24 protein-coding genes are annotated in these 21,286 nt (G+C 69.1%); 14 read left to right on the forward strand and 10 right to left on the reverse strand.

Annotated elements, in window-relative coordinates; translation table 11 throughout:
• Positions 1 to 16: 16 nt before the first annotated feature.
• The 5 genes from A5780_RS06160 to A5780_RS06180 all read left to right on the forward strand — a co-directional run bounded on the left by A5780_RS06160 (position 17) and on the right by A5780_RS06180 (position 3,720).
• Entirely contained in the window at positions 17 to 475 is a 459-nt protein-coding gene (locus A5780_RS06160; RefSeq protein ID WP_197039928.1) for a PaaI family thioesterase, read from the forward strand.
• 94 nt (positions 476 to 569) lie between these two features.
• Positions 570 to 872 (forward strand): urease subunit gamma, encoded by a 303-nt coding sequence (locus A5780_RS06165; RefSeq protein WP_030517690.1) that lies wholly within the window; start codon positions 570 to 572, stop codon positions 870 to 872.
• Between the two features lie 9 nt (positions 873 to 881).
• Positions 882 to 1,268: an urease subunit beta gene (locus A5780_RS06170; RefSeq protein WP_064907962.1), complete on the forward strand. Its 387-nt coding sequence runs from the start codon at positions 882 to 884 to the stop codon at positions 1,266 to 1,268.
• On the forward strand, positions 1,268 to 2,989 hold the full coding sequence (locus A5780_RS06175; protein ID WP_064907963.1) for an urease subunit alpha: 1,722 nt from the start codon (positions 1,268 to 1,270) through the stop codon (positions 2,987 to 2,989). Before A5780_RS06170 ends, A5780_RS06175 begins: the two co-directional genes overlap by 1 nt.
• 68 nt (positions 2,990 to 3,057) lie before the next feature.
• The gene (locus tag A5780_RS06180) at positions 3,058 to 3,720 is read left to right on the forward strand and encodes an O-methyltransferase (RefSeq protein WP_064907964.1); all 663 of its coding nucleotides are present in this window, start codon (positions 3,058 to 3,060) and stop codon (positions 3,718 to 3,720) included.
• On the opposite strand, the gene A5780_RS06185 is transcribed toward A5780_RS06180, so the two are convergent.
• Entirely contained in the window at positions 3,710 to 4,279 is a 570-nt protein-coding gene (locus A5780_RS06185) for a PadR family transcriptional regulator (protein ID WP_064907965.1), read from the reverse strand. The genes A5780_RS06180 and A5780_RS06185 overlap by 11 nt on opposite strands.
• A 114-nt stretch (positions 4,280 to 4,393) precedes the next feature.
• Here A5780_RS06185 and A5780_RS06190 point away from each other — a divergent pair, with 114 nt between their 5' ends.
• Positions 4,394 to 4,792 (forward strand): nuclear transport factor 2 family protein, encoded by a 399-nt coding sequence (locus tag A5780_RS06190; protein ID WP_231982863.1) that lies wholly within the window; start codon positions 4,394 to 4,396, stop codon positions 4,790 to 4,792.
• Positions 4,793 to 4,799: 7 nt separating this feature from the next.
• Here A5780_RS06190 and A5780_RS06195 read toward each other — a convergent pair whose 3' ends face one another.
• A complete protein-coding gene (locus tag A5780_RS06195; RefSeq protein ID WP_082940701.1) occupies positions 4,800 to 5,516 on the reverse strand; it encodes a TetR/AcrR family transcriptional regulator in 717 nt (238 codons plus the stop codon).
• 84 nt (positions 5,517 to 5,600) lie between these two features.
• Between A5780_RS06195 and A5780_RS06200 the strand changes: the two genes are divergently transcribed.
• Positions 5,601 to 7,127 (forward strand): MFS transporter, encoded by a 1,527-nt coding sequence (locus A5780_RS06200; RefSeq protein WP_064907967.1) that lies wholly within the window; start codon positions 5,601 to 5,603, stop codon positions 7,125 to 7,127.
• A 65-nt stretch (positions 7,128 to 7,192) separates the two neighbouring features.
• On the forward strand, positions 7,193 to 8,059 hold the full coding sequence (locus tag A5780_RS06205) for an SDR family NAD(P)-dependent oxidoreductase (protein ID WP_231982862.1): 867 nt from the start codon (positions 7,193 to 7,195) through the stop codon (positions 8,057 to 8,059).
• A 69-nt stretch (positions 8,060 to 8,128) separates the two neighbouring features.
• Here the strand turns inward: A5780_RS06205 and A5780_RS06210 are convergent, their stop codons facing one another.
• The 3 genes from A5780_RS06210 to A5780_RS06220 form a co-directional block, all read right to left on the reverse strand.
• Positions 8,129 to 8,956, reverse strand: a complete 828-nt coding sequence (locus A5780_RS06210) for an alpha/beta fold hydrolase (RefSeq protein ID WP_063018821.1) — start codon at positions 8,954 to 8,956, stop codon at positions 8,129 to 8,131.
• A gap of 138 nt (positions 8,957 to 9,094) precedes the next feature.
• Complete coding sequence (locus A5780_RS06215; protein ID WP_064907968.1) at positions 9,095 to 10,069, reverse strand: zinc-binding dehydrogenase; 975 nt, start codon at positions 10,067 to 10,069, stop codon at positions 9,095 to 9,097.
• A 33-nt stretch (positions 10,070 to 10,102) separates the two neighbouring features.
• Positions 10,103 to 10,666, reverse strand: a complete 564-nt coding sequence (locus A5780_RS06220; RefSeq protein ID WP_181064721.1) for a TetR/AcrR family transcriptional regulator — start codon at positions 10,664 to 10,666, stop codon at positions 10,103 to 10,105.
• 146 nt (positions 10,667 to 10,812) lie between these two features.
• On the opposite strand from A5780_RS06220, the gene A5780_RS06225 reads away from it, so the two are divergent.
• Both A5780_RS06225 and A5780_RS06230 read left to right on the forward strand, forming a co-directional pair.
• Positions 10,813 to 11,652 (forward strand): oxidoreductase, encoded by an 840-nt coding sequence (locus A5780_RS06225; RefSeq protein WP_063018817.1) that lies wholly within the window; start codon positions 10,813 to 10,815, stop codon positions 11,650 to 11,652.
• Between the two features lie 48 nt (positions 11,653 to 11,700).
• Positions 11,701 to 12,333, forward strand: coding sequence for an urease accessory protein UreF (locus A5780_RS06230; RefSeq protein ID WP_064907969.1), 633 nt, complete (start codon positions 11,701 to 11,703; stop codon positions 12,331 to 12,333).
• Between the two features lie 36 nt (positions 12,334 to 12,369).
• Here A5780_RS06230 and A5780_RS06235 read toward each other — a convergent pair whose 3' ends face one another.
• Complete coding sequence (locus A5780_RS06235) at positions 12,370 to 13,737, reverse strand: cytochrome P450 (RefSeq protein WP_308248126.1); 1,368 nt, start codon at positions 13,735 to 13,737, stop codon at positions 12,370 to 12,372.
• Between the two features lie 49 nt (positions 13,738 to 13,786).
• Here A5780_RS06235 and A5780_RS06240 point away from each other — a divergent pair, with 49 nt between their 5' ends.
• The 3 genes from A5780_RS06240 to A5780_RS06250 all read left to right on the forward strand — a co-directional run bounded on the left by A5780_RS06240 (position 13,787) and on the right by A5780_RS06250 (position 15,927).
• Positions 13,787 to 14,422, forward strand: a complete 636-nt coding sequence (locus A5780_RS06240) for a TetR/AcrR family transcriptional regulator (protein WP_146098587.1) — start codon at positions 13,787 to 13,789, stop codon at positions 14,420 to 14,422.
• 112 nt (positions 14,423 to 14,534) lie between these two features.
• On the forward strand, positions 14,535 to 15,248 hold the full coding sequence (gene ureG / locus A5780_RS06245; RefSeq protein ID WP_064906812.1) for an urease accessory protein UreG: 714 nt from the start codon (positions 14,535 to 14,537) through the stop codon (positions 15,246 to 15,248).
• Positions 15,238 to 15,927: an urease accessory protein UreD gene (locus A5780_RS06250; RefSeq protein ID WP_064907988.1), complete on the forward strand. Its 690-nt coding sequence runs from the start codon at positions 15,238 to 15,240 to the stop codon at positions 15,925 to 15,927. The genes ureG and A5780_RS06250 overlap by 11 nt, the downstream gene beginning before the upstream one ends.
• A 128-nt stretch (positions 15,928 to 16,055) precedes the next feature.
• Here the strand turns inward: A5780_RS06250 and A5780_RS06255 are convergent, their stop codons facing one another.
• Complete coding sequence (locus A5780_RS06255; RefSeq protein ID WP_082940700.1) at positions 16,056 to 17,594, reverse strand: NAD(P)/FAD-dependent oxidoreductase; 1,539 nt, start codon at positions 17,592 to 17,594, stop codon at positions 16,056 to 16,058.
• 138 nt (positions 17,595 to 17,732) lie between these two features.
• Positions 17,733 to 18,398 carry a TetR/AcrR family transcriptional regulator gene (locus tag A5780_RS06260; RefSeq protein WP_146098586.1) on the reverse strand — a complete coding sequence of 222 codons (666 nt, stop codon included), beginning with the start codon at positions 18,396 to 18,398 and terminating at the stop codon, positions 17,733 to 17,735.
• A gap of 87 nt (positions 18,399 to 18,485) precedes the next feature.
• Here A5780_RS06260 and A5780_RS06265 point away from each other — a divergent pair, with 87 nt between their 5' ends.
• Positions 18,486 to 19,949, forward strand: a complete 1,464-nt coding sequence (locus A5780_RS06265) for a cytochrome P450 (RefSeq protein WP_064907970.1) — start codon at positions 18,486 to 18,488, stop codon at positions 19,947 to 19,949.
• Between the two features lie 62 nt (positions 19,950 to 20,011).
• On the opposite strand, the gene A5780_RS06270 is transcribed toward A5780_RS06265, so the two are convergent.
• Together A5780_RS06270 and A5780_RS06275 are read right to left on the reverse strand one after the other, a co-directional pair.
• Positions 20,012 to 20,902, reverse strand: a complete 891-nt coding sequence (locus A5780_RS06270) for a tat pathway signal sequence (RefSeq protein ID WP_082857486.1) — start codon at positions 20,900 to 20,902, stop codon at positions 20,012 to 20,014.
• A gap of 126 nt (positions 20,903 to 21,028) precedes the next feature.
• Positions 21,029 to 21,235: a hypothetical protein gene (locus tag A5780_RS06275; protein WP_062965071.1), complete on the reverse strand. Its 207-nt coding sequence runs from the start codon at positions 21,233 to 21,235 to the stop codon at positions 21,029 to 21,031.
• Between the last annotated feature and the right edge of the window lie 51 nt (positions 21,236 to 21,286).

Raw genomic sequence — 21,286 nt, forward strand, 5'->3', positions numbered from 1 at the left:
GTGTAAGTGTTTTTCTATGACACAGCACGACCGATTCGAGGCTCGCTCCCTGGCGGATGTCACGCCCGAGCAGATGACCCGCTACAGCGAGGGGACCTTCACCGACCTCATCGGTCTGAAGTACACCGAGGTCGGGCCCGATCGTGTGGTCGGGGAGTGGGTGGTCTCGCCGCAGCTGCATCAGCCCGCGGGCATCGTCAACGGCGGGGTGTACTGCACGATCATCGAAACCCTGGCCAGTGTCGGCGGCGGCGTGTGGTTCGGTGACCGCGGTCATGTGGTCGGCGTCAACAACAACACCGACTTCCTGCGCGCGGTTCGCGAGGGCAGCCTGCGCGGTGTCGCCACCCCGATTCACCAGGGCCGCTCGCAGCAGCTGTGGCAGGTGCAGATCACCGACGAGCAGGACCGGGTGGTCGCGCGCGGCCAGGTGCGGCTGCAGAACCTCACCGCGGACGGGGCGGCCAAGGCCTGACGCCGCCGAGGCGAGCGCCCGTCCCGGCGAGCGCACTCGGTACGGCCGTGCCAAGATATCGAGCACCGTACGCCCGAGCAGCCGAGGAGTCGATGTGCGTCTGTCACCGCACGAGCAGGAACGGCTGATGCTCAGCTACGCGGCCGAACTGGCGCGCCGGCGGCAGGCTCGGGGGCTGAAACTCAACCATCCCGAGGCGGTCGCGATCATCACCGACCACGTCCTCGAGGGCGCCCGGGACGGCCGCACCGTCGCCGAACTGATGTCCTCGGGCCGCACCGTGCTCACCCGCGACGACGTCATGGCGGGTGTTCCCGAGATGATCGCCGACGTGCAGGTCGAGGCCACCTTTCCCGACGGCACGAAACTGGTGACCGTGCATCACCCGATCGGCTGAGGGGCACCGATGAGCGCGATATCCGCCGAGAGCGGCTCCGGCCCGGTGCCGGGCGAGTATCTGCTCGCCGCCGGCCTCATCGAGATCAATGCCGGCGCCGACCGGATCGAACTCGAGGTGGTCAATACCGGCGACCGGCCGGTGCAGGTGGGCAGTCACGTGCACTTCCCACAGGCCAACACGGCCCTCGACTTCGACCGGGCCGTGGCGCACGGCCGCCGCCTCGACATCCCGGCCGGTACTGCCGTGCGCTTCGAACCCGGCCTGGCGCAGCGTGTTTCGCTGGTGCCGCTGGGCGGTAGCCGCGAGGTGTACGGGATCGGCCCGGACGCGCCGGGACGGCTCGGCCCGGTGGCGAACCGGTCCGATGAGACAGACGGAAGGCCGGTCGACTGATGGCGGAACTGTCCCGCGCCCGCTACGCCACGCTGTTCGGCCCCACGGTCGGCGATCGAATTCGCCTCGCCGACACCGATCTTCTGATCGAGATCACCGAAGACCGCTGCGGCGGACCCGGTCTGGCCGGTGACGAGGCCGTCTTCGGTGGCGGCAAGGTGCTGCGCGAATCGATGGGCCAGGCCCGCGCCACCCGCGCCGAGGGCACCCCGGACACCGTGATCACCGGGGCCGTGATCGTCGACTACTGGGGAATCGTCAAGGCCGACATCGGCATTCGCGACGGCCGCATCTGCGCGATCGGCAAGGCCGGCAATCCGGAGACCATGGACGGCGTGCATCCGGATCTGGTGGTCGGCCCGTCGACGGAGATCATCGCCGGCAACGGCCGCATCCTCACCGCCGGCGCGATCGACTGCCACGTGCATTTCATCTGCCCGCAGTTGCTCGACGAGGCGCTCGGCGGCGGTATCACCACCCTGATCGGGGGCGGAACCGGACCGGCCGAGGGCTCCAAGGCCACCACCGTCACTCCCGGCGCCTGGCATCTGGGCCGCATGCTCGAGGCCACCGACGGCTGGCCGGTCAACATCCTGCTGCTGGGCAAGGGCAACACCGTGCGCCCCGAGGCGATGTGGGAGCAATTGCGCGGTGGCGCGGGCGGATTCAAGCTGCACGAGGACTGGGGGACCACCCCGGCGGCGATCGACGCCTGCCTGCGGGTGGCCGACGCCGCGGGGGTTCAGGTCGCGCTGCATTCGGATACGCTCAACGAGGCGGGATTCGTCGAGGACACCCTCGCCGCGATCGCCGGGCGGGCCATCCACTCGTATCACACCGAGGGCGCCGGCGGCGGGCACGCGCCGGACATCATCACCGTCGCCTCGCACCCGAATGTGATGCCCAGCTCCACCAATCCGACTCGCCCGCATACGGTCAACACCCTCGACGAGCATTTGGACATGTTGATGGTGTGCCACCACCTCAATCCGGCCGTGCCCGAGGATCTCGCCTTCGCCGAGAGCCGGATCCGGCCCTCGACCATCGCGGCCGAGGATCTGCTGCACGATCTGGGCGCGATCTCCATGATCGGCTCGGATTCGCAGGCGATGGGCCGCATCGGGGAGGTGGTGATGCGGACCTGGCAGACCGCGCACATGATGAAGCGCCGCCGCGGCGCGCTGCCCGGTGACGGGGCCGCCGACAACCACCGGGTGCGCCGCTACATCGCGAAATACACGATCTGCCCGGCGGTGACGCACGGCCTGGACCACGAGATCGGGTCGGTGGAAGTCGGCAAACTGGCCGATCTGGTGCTGTGGGAGCCGGCCTTCTTCGGTGTCCGCCCGCATGCGGTGCTCAAGGGCGGCGCGATCGCCTGGGCGGCGATGGGCGATGCCAACGCCTCGATTCCGACACCGCAGCCGGTGCTGCCGCGGCCGATGTTCGGCGCCGCACCCGTGGTGGCGGCGGGCGCGTCGCTGCATTTCGTCTCCCCGCAGGCGGTCGAGGACGGGCTGGCCGAGCGGCTGCAGGTGCGGCGGAAACTGGTGCCGGTGGCCGATGTACGCCGCCGCACCAAGAGCGATCTGCCGCTCAACGACGCGATGCCGCGTATCGAGGTGGAACCCGACACCTTCACTGTGCGCATCGACGGCGAGGTGTGGGACCAGCAGCCCGCCACGGAGTTGCCGATGGCGCAGCGCTACTTCCTGTTCTGAACCTCGCCCCGGCGCCGGGCCCGTCGGCGGCGCTGCGCCGGTGCGGTCGCGGTGGCACACTGGCCGATATGACGAATGCCGCATGGGGCGAGGTCGACCGCTACGTCGTGGACACGTTGATCGGTGACGCCGATTCCGATGTGGCGCAGGCGAATTCCGAGGCGGGCCTGCCGCCCATCGACGTCTCGCCGGCGCAGGGCAAATTCCTGTATCTGCTCGCGCTCTCGGCCGGGGCGCGGCGTGTGCTCGAGATCGGGACGCTCGGCGGGTTCAGCACGCTGTGGCTGGCGCGTGCGGTGGGCTCTCAGGGGCGCGTCGTGACGCTGGAATTCGATCCGCACCACGCCGAGGTGGCCCGCGCCAACCTCGATCGCAAGGGGGTGGGGGAACGAGTGGAGATCCGGGTCGGCGCCGCGCTGGACACCCTGCCCGGAGTCGCCGAGGAGCACGGCGAGCCCTTCGACCTGGTCTTCATCGACGCCGACAAGGTCAACAACGCCAACTATGTGCAGTGGGCGCTGCGGCTGACCCACCCTGGTTCGGTGATCATCGTCGACAACGTCGTGCGCCGCGGCGCCCTGGCCGACGGCGACCCCGGCGACCCCGCGGTCCGCGGGGCCCGGGAAGCGCTGCGACTGCTCGCCGACGAGCCGCGGCTCGAGGCCACCGTGCTGCAGACCGTGGGCAGCAAAGGCTGGGACGGCTTCGCCTACGCCGTGGTCACCGGTTGACCGATGCCGAATCGCCGTGCTCGATCCGGTCGGGGTGGTCGGCGAGTTCGGTCCAGAAGTCCACGTACGCCTGTTCGTGGCCGATACCGAGTTCCAAGATGCGGGAACGGGATTGGGCGCGCACCGTATCGGCCGGATCGATCTCGGCGTGCATGGCGCGGTAGCGGTCGAGCCAGCGGCGGTGCTCGGCTGCCTGGCGGCGGGCCAGGGCGACCACGTCCTCGGGTGCGCCGAGGTCGGCGAAGAACAATTTCACCTGCGCCGGATCGCGTGTCTCCGGCGGCGCGCACTGCGGGTCGGCCAGCCACGCGCGTAACGCCTCGCGTCCGGCGTCGGTGAGCTGGAAAACCCGGCGCCGGCGGCCGGTCTCCTCGGCGTCCTCGTGCAGCAGGCCGCGCTCGGCCAGCCGGGCCGGAATGCGGTAGAGCTGCGCATGCGGCACCGGCCAGAAGTAGTCGATGCTCTCCTCCATGCGCGCTTTGAGCTCGTAGGGGGTGAGCGGTCCGTGCCGGGCGATGAGCCCGAGCACGATATGGTCCTGCGCTCCCAGGTCCGGCATGGTCGTCAGCTTTCGGTTCGGCACGTCTCGGTTCGGCACGGCATTTGACACGGTCTCACTGAGACTATAGCTTCATATCCGTCATACCGTATCAATGAGACTATTGGAGTGGACATGCGCGCGTACGGCATCGAACTGTTCGACCGATGGACGGCGATGTGGAACGGGGAGCTGGAACTCGCGAACCGAATCATGGCCCCGCACTTCACACTTCGCTACGCCCAGCCGGGCGCCGAGGCCTACGACAGCATTCACGACCCGGAGACGTTCGCGCGGCAGATCGCGGCCTTCCGCGCGGCCGCGCCCGGGCAGCGATTCGAAACCCAGGGCGAGGCGGTCGTCGAGATCGACGACCGCCGTACCGGGATCGTGGCGCGGCCCTACGGTTCGCGTCGTCCGGTGGCGGACGGTGAGATCGCGGTGAGCGGCACCGATATCCTGCGCGTCGAGGAGGGGTTGATCGTGGAGGTGTGGTCGGTCTCCGGTGGCACGCAGGGCCGTTCGTACTACTGACCGCCGATCAGCCGTGGCGTGCGGCGAAACCGTCGCACAGCGCCGACAGGCCCGAATGCAATTGCCGCACCGGATCGAGCAGATCGCCGAGTCCGGTGCCTTCGAGGGGCGCCAGCGCGGGCGGGCTCGGCCAGCGCGGGGTGCCCTCCAGAAGTGCTGTCAGCCCGGAGGATTCGTCGTGCTCGTCCTCGCGGGCGGCCAGGATGGTGGCGCTGACCTGCTGGAGGGCGATGCCGGCGATGTAACTCCAGACCTCGAGCGCCATCGCGGTGGCCTCGCGGCGATCATCGGTCAGCTCGAGGAAACCTTCGGTCAGCCAGCCCAGGCACGCCAGGCTGTGCGGGCCGAAGTTGTAGCGCGGGACCGCGAAGGTGAACAGCACCCACGGATGCAGCCGGTAGAGCTGCCAGTCGATATCGGCGGCCGCGCGGACCCGGTCGCGCCAGGTCCAGTCCGCTTCCGGCGCCGGATACGGGTAGCGCCGCGCGACCTCGTCGGTCATATCGGCCAGTAGTGCGTCCTTGTTCGGCACGTGCCGATACAGCGACATCGCGCCCACGCCCATCCGCTCGGCGATGCGGCGCATGGACAATCCGTCGATGCCGTCCGCGTCCGCCAGCGCGATGGCGGTGTCGACGATCGCCGCTCGCGTCAGCCGCTCGGGCTGCGACCGGCTCGAAGAGCCTGGCGTCGCAGGTGAGGGTGGGTGGGAAGGTTTCGGCATCGAAACTCGCTTTCCTTTCTGCGGCCGGATGCGTACGCTGTACCCCGGTCGCGTACGACGTACGCACGAGATGAAGGATAGGTGATGGTCGGCATTGAGACCTCGGCGGCGGCCCATACCGCGCCGAGCGCAACCCCCCGGCGGGCGTGGCTGGGTCTGGCCGTGTTGATCCTGCCGGTGCTGCTGGTGTCGATGGATATGTCGGTGCTGTATCTGGCGATGCCGACGCTGACCGAGCATCTGGACCCCTCGGCCGAACAGCAGCTGTGGATTCTCGACATCTACGGATTCATGATCGCCGGACTGCTGATCACCATGGGCAATCTCGGTGACCGCATCGGCCGGCGCAACATATTGCTCGCCGGCGCAACGGTTTTCGGCATCGCCTCTCTGCTGGCGGCCTTCGCGCCCAGCGCCGGCGTGCTGATCGCGGCGCGCGCGCTGATGGGTGTCGGCGGTGCGACGCTGCTGCCGTCGAGCCTGGCGCTGATCTCGAGTCTGTTCCCCGACGCCCGGGCCCGCGGCACCGCCATCGGCGTCTGGACGGCGTTCTTCGCGGGTGGTTCCGCGGTGGGGCCGGTGATCGGCGGCTTGCTGCTGCACAAGTTCTGGTGGGGCTCGATCTTCCTGATCAACACGCCGGTGTTACTGGTGCTGCTGGCGCTGGGACCGCTGCTGCTGCCCGAACACCGCACCGCCGGTCGCGGACCGCTGGATCCGGTGAGCGTGATCATGTCCATCGGCGGCATCCTGCCGCTGGTGTACGCGGTGAAACGGGCCGCGGCCGAGGGCGTCGACGCGATCTCGGTGGTGCTCGGCCTCGCCGGTGTCGCGGTGCTGGTGGCATTCGTGCGGCGCCAGCGCACCCTGGCCGAACCGCTGCTGGATCTGAGCCTGTTCCGGCGCGGCCTGTTCCGGGTGGCGATCGGGTCGTCCACCGTGGGCATGATGTCGCTGGCCGGCATGAGCTATCTGACCAGCATGTATCTGCAGTCGGTGGCCGGGCGCGACGTCCTGGGCGCGGCGCTGCTGGGTATTCCGGCGGCGATCGCGGTGTTCATCTGCTCGATGGGTGGCGCCCGGGTGGCGCGCCGGCTCGGCACCCGCGGATCGTTCGTGCTGGCGCTGAGCGCCGCCGCGGTCGGCAATCTGCTGCTGCTCGGCATCGGCGTCGACGGCGGAATCGGCTGGTACATTGCGGGTTCCACGATCGCGGGCCTCGGCTACGGCATCGTGTTCACCCTGGTGTCGGAGGTCGCGGTCTCCTCGGTTCCGGCCGAGCGGGCGGGATCGGCGGTCGGCATCTCCGAGACGAGTTTCGAACTCGGTAACGCCCTCGGGTTGTCGCTGCTGGGTTCGCTGGCGGCACTGGTGTTCCGGTCCGGTGGCGATTTCGCCGACACGCTAGGCGAGACGCTCGTGCTCCATCGCGGCGATGCGGCGGTGGTCCATGCCGCGCAGAGCTCGTTCGTCACCGGCATGCACACCGCGCTGGTGGTCGGTGCGGCACTGCTGATCATGATGGCGGTGGCGGCCGCGGCGACCTCGGGTCGCCGGCGCCGGCGCGCGACCGCGGTGGATGCCGCGTCCGCCGCGGCGGGAACGCGCTGACCGGTTCCCGGTCGACGGTGACGATTCCGGCCCGCCGGTGGAGGCGGCCCAATACAGTTTCGGCTGTGACAGATACCGCTTCACCGGGCCGCCCGCTGGCCGAACGGGTCGCGACGCGTTTGCTGTATCCCACGTCGCGGCCCCAGGACGCGGCGCTGCGCGAGGCCGTCTCGGGCCGGGTCGTGCTGGTGACCGGCGCCTCGCACGGCATCGGAAAGGTCACCGCCGCCAAATTCGCCGCCGCCGGAGCCGTCGTGGTCATGGTCGCGCGCTCGGCGGCGGAACTCGACGCCGCGGCGGACGACATCACCGCGGCCGGCGGCATCGCGCACACGTACAGCACCGACCTGACCGATATGGAGGCGGTGGACGCATTGGCCCGCGACATCCTCGCCACGCACGGGCGGGTGGATGTGGTGATCAACAACGCGGGCCGATCGATTCGCCGCTCGATCGACGAGTCCTACGATCGCTTTCACGATTTCACCCGGACCATCGATATCAACTACCTCGGCCCCGTGCGATTGCTGCTGGCCCTGCTCCCGGCGATGCGGGAGCGCGGTCGCGGACATATCGTCAACATCTCCACCTGGGGCCTGCGCATGCCGCCGGCGCCGCGATGGGCCGCCTACGGTGCCTCGAAGGCGGCGTTCGACCAGTGGTTGCGCACGGTGGCGACCGAGGTGGCGGCCGACGGCGTCACCACCACCTCGATCTACATGCCGCTGGTGCACACCCGCATGAGCGCGCCCACCGATTTCGGTTCCATGCCGGGACTCACCGCCTCGGAGGCCGCCGATCTGGTGTGTCATGCCGTCGTCGCGAAACCGGTGGAGATCTCACCGTGGTGGAGCGGTCCCCTGCAGGCGTGGACGGATTTGACCCGCGGCCCGATGCAGCGGCTGATGGCCCGCAGCATCCGATTCACCTGAACCGCGTGCGTGGACAGTCGCCGATGGCCGTGCGCGACAACCGGATTCGCGCGAGCACTCGGGATTGTGTCAGCTCTGCAGGAACGCCAGCAGATCGGCGTTGAAACGTTCCTTGTCGCCGGGGACCAGCGCGATACCGTGCGAACCGCCCTCGTAGACGGTGAGCGTGGCGTTCGGGATGATCTTCGCCGCCTTGCGGGCCGTCGCGTCGATCGGCACGATCTGATCGTCGTCGCCGTGCACGATGAGAGTCGGCACGTCGAACTTCTCCAGGTCGGCGGTGAAGTCGGTGTATCCGAAGGCGTCGACACAGCGCACCCCGGCCTCGATCGACTCGTGCATCGCCATGAACCAGAACGCGTCGCGATTGCCCTGGGTGGCCTTGGTGCCCGGCCGGTTGGCGCCGAAGAAGCCCTCGGAGGTGTCGCGCCAGAATTGCGAGCGTTCGGTCAGAATGCCCTTCTTGATCTGATCGAACACCTCGTCGGGCACGCCTTCCGGGTTGCCCTCGGTGCGCACCATCAGTGGCGGGATAGCCGACAGCAACACCGCCGAGCGCACCCGGCCGTTGCCGTGGCGGCCGATGTAGCGGGCCAGTTCGCCACCGCCCATGGAATGTGCCACCAGCGTGACATCGCGCAGGTCGAGCCGGGTGAGCAGATCGTTCAGATCGTCGGCGAAGGTGTCGAAGTCGTATCCGCCCCACGGCTGTGCCGAGCGCCCGTGACCGCGGCGGTCGTGTGCGATACCGCGAAAGCCGTTGTCCGCCACGTGTTTCAGCTGATCGTCCCAGGCGTCGGCGTTGAGCGGCCAGCCGTGGATGAAGACCACGGGGCGGCCCGAACCCCAGTCTTTGTAGTAGATGTCGACCTCGTCACGCGTTGTGCACACAGGCATGGACGAACCTCCTCCGCGTGCGCCCGCCGGCCTCGGTCGCGGGCCGTGAGAACGAGACGCGACCTCCAGCGTAGGGTCCGCGACCGAGGCGAGGGGCTACGAATCGGTTACGTCAGCAATTGATCAGCTATCGACTGCTCACGGCTCGAGGACGACCTTGCCGACGGTCGCGCGGTCCTCGAGGGCCCGGTGTGCGGCCGCGGCGTCGCCGAGGGCGAAACGGTGCACCGCCGGGCGCAGCCGCCCTGATCCGGCCGCGGCCAGCGCGCGCGTCTCCAGGGCCGCGATTCCGCCGCCGCGTGCGAGCATGTCCGGGCCCAGAACCGACCGTGAGGTGATACCGCGGGCGGCGAGTTCATCGGGGTCGAATTCCAGCGCGCTATCGCTCCAGCCGAAGACGAGATGGGCGCCGCCGGGCGCGAGCAGTTCGACCGCCGCGCGGCCCGCTGCGCCGCCGACGCCGTCGAAGATCCAGTGCGCGGGCCGTTCGCCGAAGCGTGCGCGCACCGCGTCGGGCCAGCTCGGGTCGGTGTAGTCGAGGGCGAGCTCGGCGCCGTTGGCCGCCACCGTGGCGACCTTGGCCGGACCACCGGCCAGTCCGACGACGGTGAGCCCGGCGCCGCGCAGATATTGCACGAGTAGCGTGCCGATCCCGCCCGCCGCCGCCGGTACCACCGCGAGCTGTCCCGGCTCGAGCTCGGCGAATCCCAGAATGCCCAGGGTGGTTCGTCCCGTGCCGATCATCGCCACCGCCGCGCCCGGATCCAGTGCGTCCGGAATCCGGTGCAGCCGTTGGGCATCCGCGACCGCCAGTTCGGCATAACCGCCTGATGCTGCGCCGAGGTGGGTGACGACCCGAGCGCCCAGCAGATCCGCGTCGACACCTGAGCCCACCGAGTCGACGACGCCCGCGACCTCCCGGCCGGGGATCGTCGGCAACGGCGGCACCGGATAAGGGCCCGGCAGGCCTCGGCGCAGATGCGTGTCGACCAGGTGAATTCCCGCCGCGGCCACGGTAATTCGAACTTGTCCGGCCGCCGGCCGCGGATCGGGGACGGTCTCGTAGCGCAGGTTCTCGGCCGGGCCGAATTCGTGCAGGCGTATCGCTTTCATGAGCCCAGCCTGCAACCTCGACCATTGTTGAGGTCAAGCGCGCGCGGAACTGTCCGGTCCGGAGCCCACGCCGTGCAGGAGTGTGTCGACCACGATGTCCGCCGCGCGGGCGGGATCGAACTGGGGGAGGTTCTCGGCGGCGTCGACCATCAGCTGTGCCAGCAGCGTCGACACCCAGCCCGCGGGGAGGCCGGGCCGGAGCAGGCCTTCGTCGGTGGCTCGGCGCAGGAAGGTGTCGACCTCGGCGATCAGCGGTTCGCGCCGACCGCGAATGGTCTCGTCGGCCACCAATCTCGCCGTCTGCACCGGCCAGCGGCGATTGACGCCGATGATCGCTTCGACGTACCGGTGCAGGGCGACCGCGACCGGCGCCTCCCGGAGCCGGGCGCTCGCGATGGCTTCCTCGACCGCGTCGTATCGAGCCTGATAGACGGCCGCGAGGAGGTCGTCGCGGGAGGCGAAGCGGCGGTAGACGGTGCGTCTGTCGACGCCGGCGGCGGCGGCGATGGCCGACAGGCTCGCCGACGGATCGTCGGCGAGCAGCCGGGCTCCGGTGGTCAGCACCAGTTCGATATTGCGGGCGGCGTCAGCTCTCACGGTTTCAATGTACCCATACGAGCAGCAGATAACAGAATAATCGCTTCAATGCAGTAGCTGAAACAGAAGTAAGTGCTACATTGATGTAGCAGTTGAAGAAGTCGGGTCGCTTCGAGGGCGACCGGACGAGGCACGGAGGAACGACTATGGCCGGAACATGGCTGATCACCGGTGCGTCGCGGGGCCTGGGACGGGAGCTGACCGAGGCCGCCCTGGCCGCCGGGCACCGGGTCGTCGCCGGTGCGCGACGCCCCGAACAGCTCGACGATGTGGTGCGGCGCTACGGTTCGCACATCCTGCCGGTGCCGCTGGACGTCACCGACCCGGAGGCGGCCGAGGCGGCTGTACGCGCGGCCGTGGAGACCTTCGGTTCGCTCGACGTCGTGGTCAACAACGCCGGATACGCCGACAGTGCACCGATCGAGGAGATGGCCGCCGACGATTTCCGGGCGCAGGTCGAGACCAACCTGTTCGGCGTCGTGCACGTCACCCGCGCGGCGCTCCCGGTGCTGCGGACCCAGCGGTCGGGAACCTTCGTCCAGATCTCCTCGATCGGCGGCCGAGTCGGTGGTTCGCCCGGGCTGGGCGCCTATCAGACGGCGAAATTCGCGGTCGAGGGATTCTCCGAAGTGCTCGCGAGCGAGGTCGCCCCGTTCGGGGTGCGGGTGGTGATCGTCGAGCCGGGCGCCTTCCGCACCGACTGGCAGGGCGCCTCGATGACCATCCATCCGGTGGGTGCCGATTACGAGGCGACGGTGGGCGCCGTCCACCGCTTCCGCCGCGACAACGACGGATCCCAGCCGGGCGACCCCGCGCGCGCCGCCCGCATCATCGTCGAGGTGGCCGACTCCGAGGAGCCGCCTCGCCGCCTTCTCCTGGGCAGCGACGCCTTGGCCGCGGCGCGGGCGGCCGGGCAGGCCCGGGCCGACGAAACCGAGAAGTGGGCCGCGATGAGCGCCGCCGCGGACTTCGCGGCGGCCGGCTGACCGCGCGGTTCTAGGATCGGAGATCGTGCCCGGCCGCAGGAGATGCCCATGAGTCTCGCGATGGTGATGTCGCTCGCCGATTCGCGGCTGCCCATCGGCGGGCATGTGCATTCCGGCGGTGTCGAGGAGGCGATCGCCTCCGGGCTCGTGCGCGACCTCGACACGGTGGCGGCCTATCTGCGCCGGCGGATCCGCACGACGGGCCTGGTCTCGGCCTCGCTGTCGGCGGCCGTCTGTGCGGGAACCCTGACTTCCTCGTCGGCCGAGGCGGAGGCCGACGCCCGCACCCCGGCGCCGGCGGCGCGCACGGCCTCGCGGGCGCAGGGGCGCGGACTGCTTCGGCTCGCGAAACAGGTATGGCCGCACCATGATTGGTCGAGCTCGGGCGTGCGGCCACATCTGTCGACGGTCTTCGGCGTGGTGGGGCAGGCCGCGGCGGTGCGACCGGTGGAGATCGCCGGGGTCGTGGTCTATACGACGATGACCGGAGCCGCCACCGCGGCGCAACGGCTGCTCGCACTCGATCCGGCGGCCGTCGCGGCGATCACGCTGGAGCTGGCCGCACTGTGCGACGAGACCGCGCGCGCGGCCACGATCGGCCCGGCCGCCCTCTCCGACCCGCTCGGTGACGTGCTCGCTCAGCGCCACCTCGACCGCGAGATGCCGCTGTTCGCGTCCTAGCCCACGCGGTGGCTGCGACCGGCCCGTCGAAGACGATCAGGCGGGAGACAGCCGGATGGGCAGGCCGTCACCGGGTTTCGGCAGCGGGCGCAGCAGTACGGGCATGCGGTAGTCCGGATCGACGCTCCATCGTTGCCGGAGCAGCAGTTGATGCATCGCTGCCTTGACCTCCATCCCGCCGAAGTACATGCCGATGCATTTGTGCACTCCGTGCCCGAAGGGCAGATAGGCGTAGCGATGTGATTTGTCTTCGCGCCGCGGTTCGGCGAAACGCTCCGGATCGAACCGGTCGGGCTCGGGCCACAGTTCCGGCATGTGGTGCAGATGCCAGAGCATGACCCCGACCAGGGTGTCGGCGGGAATGCGGTAGCCCAGCAATTCGGTCTCCCGCACGGTTTTGCGGATCACGGTGGGTACGGGGGTGATGATGCGCATCGCCTCCTTCATCACCAGGTCGAGGGATTCCAGCCGGTCCAGATCCGCGTAGTCGATCGCGTCCACCCCGAGGGCGCGAGACTCCTCCCGGCACCGCTCCTGCCACTCCGGGTGGCGAGCCAGGTAGTAGGCCATCGTGGTCATTGTCGCCGTTGCGGTGTCGTGCGCGGCCATCAGCAGGAAGACCATATGGTCGACGATCTCGCTGTCGGTGAACCGCTCCCCGTCCGGGCCGACCGCATGACACAACGCGCTGAACAGATCGTTGCCGTCGCCGGCGCGTTTGCCCGCGAGCCTCGGGGCCAGATACCGCTCCAGCACCCGCCGCCCGCTCAGTCCCCGTGACCAGCGTGTTCCGGGCACGGGAAGCCGGAGCGCCGCGGTGGTGGCGGCGACGGTATCGGTGAACGCGGTATTGACCCGGTCGGTCTCGGGACCCAGCGGCGTCCCGGTGAACGTGCGGGTCGCAACGTCGAGGGTGAGCTGCTTGATCAGCGGATGGAAGCGCAGGGTGCCGGAGCTGGGCCAGCGCCGCAGCCCGGCCGCGATGGTCTCGTTCATCGGACCGAGATAGCCCGCCAGGCGCTGGGGTGTGAACGCCGACTGCATGATGCGGCGGTGGCGATGATGCTCATCGAAATCCATGAGCATCAGACCGCCGTGGAAGAACGGGCCGATCAACGTCGACCAGCCGGGACCGTTCGCATACGCCTGGTCCCGATTGCGCAGCACCTCGCCGCAGGCGTCGGGGCCCATCGCCTGCACCGATGTCATGCCGAGGGCGCGCGACCACGACACCGGACCGTGCCGCCGGTAGCGGCTTTCGCCGGTCAGGATCGTGCCCTGTGCCAGCTGCAAGGTGTAGCCGATCAGCGGCAGTCCGGAATCGCCCGGCATGCCGGGCACGCCGGCGCGGTCGTGCATCAGCAGAGTCATCGTCGTCTCCCAGGTGTGTGTGTCCCGTGTCACCGGGTAGTCTGATAACGGTCGTTGTCGTTGTCAATATGTGGAGGCGATTGTGGCAGGTACCTACCGGGGCGTTCCCGGGCATGTCCGGCGTGAACAGCGGCGGCAGGTGCTGATCGAGACCGGTTTGGACTGCCTGCACGAGGACGGTCTGGCCGGGATCAGCGTCCGATCCGTATGCAGCCGTGCCCAATTGACCCCGCGTTACTTCTACGAGAGCTTCACCGATCTCGATGCGCTGCTGTGCGCGGTCGTGGACACGGTCGCGGAGGAGATCGTGGCGCGCGGCGTGGCGGCCGTGGCAGCGGGGGAGAGCATCGAACAACGAGTGCGGGGCGCGATCGCCGCCGGTTACGGTGTCGTGGCCGAGGATCGGCGAAAGGCCACCGCGATCCTGATCTGCGCGGCCGGACACGGCCCGCTGCGCGATCGACGACATACGCTGCTGGTCGAATTCGCCCAGATCATCACCGATACCCTGCCGCTGCCGAGGTCGTCACAACCGTCCACGCACGCACTGGCCCTGTTCCTGCTCGGCGGCGCGTTCGACGTGATAGAGGCGGTGCTGTCCGAGCGGCTGGTGCTGACCGGTGAGGAACTCGTCGACGAGCTCACCGTGATATGGATGGCGGCACTGCGGTCCATACAGCCCGCCGGTGCCGACGAGTCGGCCGAGTCGCGGAGCTAGGCGGGGGGCGCCCGGATGTCGGCGCACCCGTGCGCATGTCGGGCGAGGTAACACCGGGTTCACATGAATCGGCCACGATGATCGTCGAGAATCGAGGCCCGAAGGAGAGCTCATGCCGCCGCATCTGATCGATGGCGAACCGCACGATCACGCCCATGACCGCCCCAGGCGGGTGCGGACGCCGGGGGAGCCGGTGCGCATCGGGATCGGCGGGCCGGTCGGATCGGGGAAGACGGCGCTGGTCGCGGCGCTGTGCCGGCAGTTGCGCGCGGAACTGTCGCTGGCGGTGCTGACCAACGACATCTACACCACCGAGGACGCCGACTTCCTGCGCCGGCACGCGGTTCTGCCCGACGAACGGATCAGCGCGGTGCAGACCGGTGGTTGTCCGCACACCGCGATTCGCGACGACATCACCGCCAACCTCGACGCCATCGATGATCTGATCGAGGCGAATCCGCCGCTGGATCTGATTCTGGTCGAATCCGGCGGCGACAACCTCACCGCCACCTTCTCCGCGGGCCTGATCGATGTGCAGATCTTCGTCGTCGACGTGGCCGGGGGCGACAAGGTGCCGCGCAAAGGTGGTCCGGGCGTGACGTTCTCGGATCTGCTGGTGATCAACAAGACCGATCTGGCGCCGATGGTCGGCGCCGACCTCGAGGTGATGCGGCGCGATTCCGCGGCGGTGCGCGCGGGTCGCCCGTTCGTCTTCAGTTCGCTGACCGAGGATCCGGCCGCGACACCGGTGCTGGCGTGGGTGCGCGATCGGCTGCGCGCGGCGGCGGCCGCCGATGCCGCTGGGGAAAGCGCTGTTGCGCACTGAGATCCGCATCGTCGCCCGCGCCGGGGCCCGGCCGCGAACGGCGGCGACCGGCGCGCTGGCGGTCCGCTCGACCGGGCCGGATACGGTGCATCTGATCGGTGCCGCGGCCACACCGCTCGGCGGGGACCAACTCGACATCCACATCGTGGTCGAGCCCGGTGCACGCCTGACGGTTCGCTCCGTGGCCGCCACGATCGTGCTCCCCGGCCGCACGACTCCGATATCGACGGCATCATGGACCATCGACATCGGCGCGGGCGGTGAACTGGACTTCGATCCGGAACCGACGGTCGTCGCCGGGGGAGCCGACCATCGTGCGGTCACCACCGTTCGGCTGGCCGCCGATGCCCGGATCCGCCTCCGCGAACGCGTGCAGATCGGCCGCACCGGCGAGGATCACGGCCGCTGGCGTGGCGACCTCGTCGCCGACACGTCCGCCCTGCCGTTGCTGCGCCATCGCCTCGAACTCGGTGCCGGCACCGCGGCCGACGATTTACTGTCGGCCCACCGCGCGCTGTCCAGCGAGCTGCGCTACCCCGACGACAGCCCCGCCTCGACCATCGGTATGGCCGCCGCGGTGCTGCCGCTGGCCGCCGGGGGTTCGCTCTCGACATGGACGGGTGCGCGGCTGTCCGAAACCCCCGCGAACCTTCGCCGTCGAGCCGCCGCAGCGGGGTGAGCGGAGACGTCGGGCTCGGCCCTCGGGCAGGGCAGTCGAGCGTGCTCTGCGGCCGGCGTGAATACACAAGGGCCGCAAGCGCATCGGCTTGCGGCCCTCGGTAGTGCTGTGGTGATCAGGCCGAGTCGTCAGCCCGCCTTCGGCTGCGACGAGCCGGAGGCAGTCGACTCGCTCGTGGCGGAGGACTCGCTCGGACCGGCGGATTCGCTTGTGCCCGAGGCCTTTTCGCCGTCCGGAGTCGGGGCCGCCGACTTCGCCGGCGGTTCGCCCGGTGCGGCGGGAGGCGTCGTGTTGCCGACCTCGGCCTCCACCTCCCGGGCGTCGGTCTCGTTGCCGTTCATGGCCTCGAGCGCGAGCCGGGCGAAGACCCACTGTTCGGTGGCCGCCATCTGCCCGCGGTTGCGGCCGAGGAAGGCGACGAACCACTGGAACACCGTGACGGTCCGGCTGCGGTAGCCGATCAGGTAGTACAGGTGCAGTACCAGCCAGATGAGCCATGCGAAGAAGCCGGAGAACTCCAGCTTGCCGATCTGGCAGACGGCGTTGAACCGCGAGACCGTCGCCATACTGCCCTTGTTGAAGTACTTGAACGGCTTGCGCTGATCGGGGGTCTGCTTCCCGGCGACCTCGGCCTTGATCTGCTTGGCGGCGTAGGTGGCGCCCTGAATGGCGCCCTGCGCCTGACCGGGCACACCGGGCACGGCCATCAGGTCGCCGACGACGAAGACGTTCGGATAGCCCTTGATCGTCAGATCCGGTTCGACCACGACCCGCCCGGCCCGGTCGGTTTCGGTGCCCTTGGACCGTTCGGCCAGCATCTTGCCCAGTTCGCTGGCCTGCACGCCGGCCGACCACACCTTGCACGCCGATTCGATGCGCCGCTCGGTGCCGTCCTTGTCCTTGACCGTCACACCGCGGGCGTCGACATCGGTGACCATCGCGTTGAGCTGGATCTCCACGCCCATTTTCTCGAGGCGGCGCTGGGCCTTGCCGCCGAGCTTGGGGCCCATCGGCGCGAGCACCGCGCCGGCGCCTTCGACCAGCAGCACGCGGGCGTCGCGCGGATCGATGTTGCGGAAGGTGCCGACCAGGGTGCGGTCGGCGAGTTCGGCGATCTGACCGGCCAGTTCGACGCCGGTGGGGCCCGCCCCGACCACGACGAACGTCAGGAATCGGTCGCGTTCCTCCTGGGTCTTGGCCAGTTCGGCCTCCTCGAACGAGCCGAGGATGCGGGCGCGCAGTTCCAGCGCGTCGTCGATGGTCTTCATCCCCGGCGCGTAGGTGGCGAACCGATCGTTGCCGAAATAGGACTGCTGAGCGCCGGTCGCGACGATCAGGCTGTCGAAGGAGGTGACGGTGTCCTGGTTGAGCAGTTTCGACGTCACGGTCTTGTTCACCAGGTCGATATCGTGGACCTCGCCCAGGATCACCCGAGTGTTGTGGTGCTTACGCAGCACGATGCGGGTGGCGGGAGCGATCTCGCCGGTGGACAGGATGCCGGTGGCGACCTGGTAGAGCAGCGGTTGGAACAGGTGCGTGGAGGTCTTGGAGATCAGTACGACATCGACGTTGTCGTGCTCGAGATGTTTGCACGCGAACAAGCCGCCGAAGCCGGATCCGATCACCACCACGCGGTGGCGTCGGTTCTCGACAGTTTCGGTTCCCATCAGCGCTCCTCGCCGGACGTTCGGTCTACGACAGGCTCAACGGTAGTCGGCTGCCCGGAGGCAGTCACGACGAGCACCGAATGTCGGCGCGTCCACACCCCGAGCCCGAGTTTCGGCCCCCGGAGGGCGGGTATGCGATCACTTCGGCACCGGCTCCGCGGCGACCGTCAGCGGCCCGACGAGGCGGTCGCCGCCGATGCTCTCCACGGTCGGCCACAGAAAGGCCGCGAGCTGGTCGACGAATTCCGCGCGCGAGCGCGTCGGCTGCTGCATCCAGGCCTCGGCCGACATCAGAATGGCGCCGACGGTGGCGGTCGCCCAGATCCGCGCCAGCGCCGGGTCGGCGTCGAGGCGGCGCAGGATGATGTCGAAAATCGATGTCGCCCAGTCGGATACGCGGGTGAAGAACGGCCGGTGCTCGGCGTCGCCGCGCTCCAGCCGCTGCATCATGACGTGGTGCAGATTGGGGTTGGCGTCGACGAAATCGCAGATCAGGGTCACCACCGCGCGCAGTAGTTGCCGGGCGGGCAGCGGCTGGGCCAGCAGATCGTCGGCGGCGGCGATGATGGCGTTCATATGCCGCTCGGCAAGGGCGTCGATCAGCGCCGACAGATCCGGGAACACCGCGTACACCGCGGTGCGCGCGTATCCGGCCTCGGCGGCGACCTGCGCGATCGTCATCCGAGCTCCGGAGCCGGCCACCACCCGCTCGGCCGCGTCGAGGATTTCCGCGCGCCGGCGGTCCGGATCCCGGGGCGGCCCGGGCGGCCGGCCCGGACGCCGAATTTCTGTGTCCCTTGTCACAGCGCGATCCTACCTCTAATGTACGAGGTGTACTTTTCTTGCGGCCGGGCGGCGTTGCGCGGCTGCTGTGTTCGGGAGGCATCAGTCATGGTCAGCGTCGACCCGCGTCCCTCCGAAGCCGAACGGGAGAACATCGGCTTCATCGAAATTCCGGACAGTCATCTGATCGACCGGCTGCTGCACCGATTACCGGCCCGGGAGCAGGTGCTGGCGACACCGCCGCGAGCCAGCGCGGCGGCGGCCGTGCGCGGTGACGCCGGACTGCCGGTACTGGGCCGCTCGCTGCAGTATCTGCGCTGGGGCCCCGCCGAGATGTACGACCGATACCGCCGCTACGGCCCGGTGAGCTACAACAAATCCTTCGGCGTCGACCGCGTCCTGATCGCCGGTCCGCAGGCCGTCGACGAGGTACTCGGCAAGCGCCGCAACGATTTCGGGCAGGGCTGGGACTTCCTGATCGGCTCGTTCTTCCGCCGCGGACTACTGCTGCTGGAATTCTCCGAGCACATGTTCCACCGGCGCATCATGCAGCAGGCGTTCACCCGCGAACGGCTGGAATCGCATCTGGCGCAATTGAGCCCGGTGGTCCAGGCCGCGGTCGAAGGCTGGAACCCGGCCGGTGCGCGCACCCTGCGGCTGTATCCGACGGTGAAAGATCTCACCCTCGAGATCGCCACCGAAACCTTCATGGGGGTCGACGCCGGACCGCAACGCCACCGGCTCGGACAGGCCTTCCTCGATTGCACCCACGCGCCGCTGGCGCTGGTGCGCTATCCGGTACCCGGCGGTGCGTGGCGCGCCGGCCTGCGCGGGCGCAAGACGCTCGAGGAGTACTTCACCGCGATGGTGCCGCAGAAGCGCAGCGAAGAGGGTGCGGACTTCTTCTCCGCGCTGTGTCACGCCCGCGCCGAGGACGGGGCGACCTTCTCCGACGCCGACGTGGTCAACCACATGATCTTCCTGATCATGGCCGCCCACGACACGACCACCACCACCGCGACCTCGGTCGCCTACTACCTGGGCCGCCACCCGGACTGGCAGCAGCGAGTGCGCGCCGAGGCGCAGGCGTTGTTCGACGAGCTCGACGGTGCGCCGCCGACGATCGCCGATCTCGACCGCCTGCGCGATCTGGACCTGGTGATCAAGGAGAGCCTGCGGCTGGTGCCGCCCGTGCCGGGCCTGGTGCGCCGCGCCGTGCGCGACACCGAGGTGGCCGGTCACTACATTCCGGCCGGCACCCACGTCGACGTCGCCTACGGGGTCAATCATCTGCTGCCCGAATTGTGGTCGCAGCCGGCACGTTTCGATCCGGAACGGTTCGCCGAGGACCGGCGCGAGGACAAATCGCACCGGCTGGCGTGGATGCCGTTCGGCGCGGGGGCGCACAAATGCATCGGCATGCATTTCGGCACCCTCGAGGTGAAGGTCGTCATCGCGGCGATGGTGCGTGCCTACCGCTGGCACATCCCCGACGACTATCTGATGCCGTGGGGTTTCAACACCATCCCGTTCCCGCGCGACGGGGCGCCGATGCGGCTGTCGCGGCTGTAACCGATCGGCGCGCTGCCGCGTCGGAACCGATCAGCGCGCTGTCGCGGTGGTGACCGCCCTGCTCACCGTCCGGCGAACAGCAGCTGCGCGACATGCGTGGTGGTCTCCTCGCCGTCGGTGTAGCCGCCCTGGTCGCCGAGGGAATTCATCACCGCGAGGGTGTAGCGCTCACCGGGCCCGGCGAAGCCGACCGAGTTGACCACCCAGCCGCCGTTCTCGTCGGACCAGCCGTTCTTCAGGCCCGGGTGCAGGGCATCGCCCGCGCCCCACACGCCCCAGTGCTGATTGGTGTCGACCTTGCGCATCCGGTCGAGCAGGTAGCCGCGGTCGTCCGGGTGCATGTGGTCGAGCACGTTGTTCATCAGCCGGTCCAGATCGGCCGGCGCGCACTGCTGAAAACCCCAGTCCGGGAACAGGTGTCCGTTGCCGTTGGTCGGGCGCGGCACCAGGCCGGTCATCCCGTTGGCCCGGAAGGCGTTGTTGAACGCCTGCCGGTCCGGGCCCGCGTACTTGTTCCACAGGAAGTCCGCCGCGGCGTCGTTGGAGGTCGCCAGCATGGACTCCATCTGGGTGCGGTCCTCGGGCGTCAGCGTGATCGCGCCGACGCGTGCCCGGTTGAGCAGATCCTCGGCGATGGCCAGCTTGATCGTGGAGGCGGTCCAGAACAGCGTGTCGGCACTGCCGTTGGCATAGGTGCCGCCGGTGACCCGGTCGCGCACCACGTAGCCGGTGACACCGGGCCGGGAGGCCAGGTAGTTGTCGACCGCCGCGATCCGGCTGCTCATATCGCAGTCGAAGCCGTCGCGGCAGCCCTGCATACGCAGCGGGACGGCGGCGGCCGGAGCGGGATCCAGTACGGGGGTGCCCGCGATCAGCGCGGCGGCGACGACGCAGGCACCGGCGGCCAGGCGGGTGGTTCGAATGCCGCGGGACGCGGTCCGGGGATAACGCACGGTGAGCCACAATAGCCACAAATCCGCCGATCACGCACGTCTTGAGCTCGACCTGCGGATGTGGTAGCTCCACGGAGATCGTTGCAGGCCAGCGCATTTCGGCCATGTCGAGCGCAACGGCGCAGGTCAGCGGAATGCCGCGAGCAATTCCTCGACGCTGCGGCCGTTGAGCCGATAGCAGTGCTCGAAGGCCTCGGAATGCCGGTCGCGGGCCCAGCTGTGCAGCACCACGCCGCGGCCGTAGTGCCGGGAGTTGATCAGTTCCCACGTCTCGCCCGATCGCCGTACCGTGAACCCGGATCTGGGTACGAGAGGGACCACCGTCGCAGACATGAATCGAACCAGCCTTTCGATACCGCTTCTCCCGAAAACCTCCCCGCAGAG

This window comes from Nocardia sp. 852002-20019_SCH5090214 (genome assembly GCF_001665865.1).
GTDB classification, from domain to species: Bacteria; Actinomycetota; Actinomycetes; order Mycobacteriales; family Mycobacteriaceae; genus Nocardia; species Nocardia nova.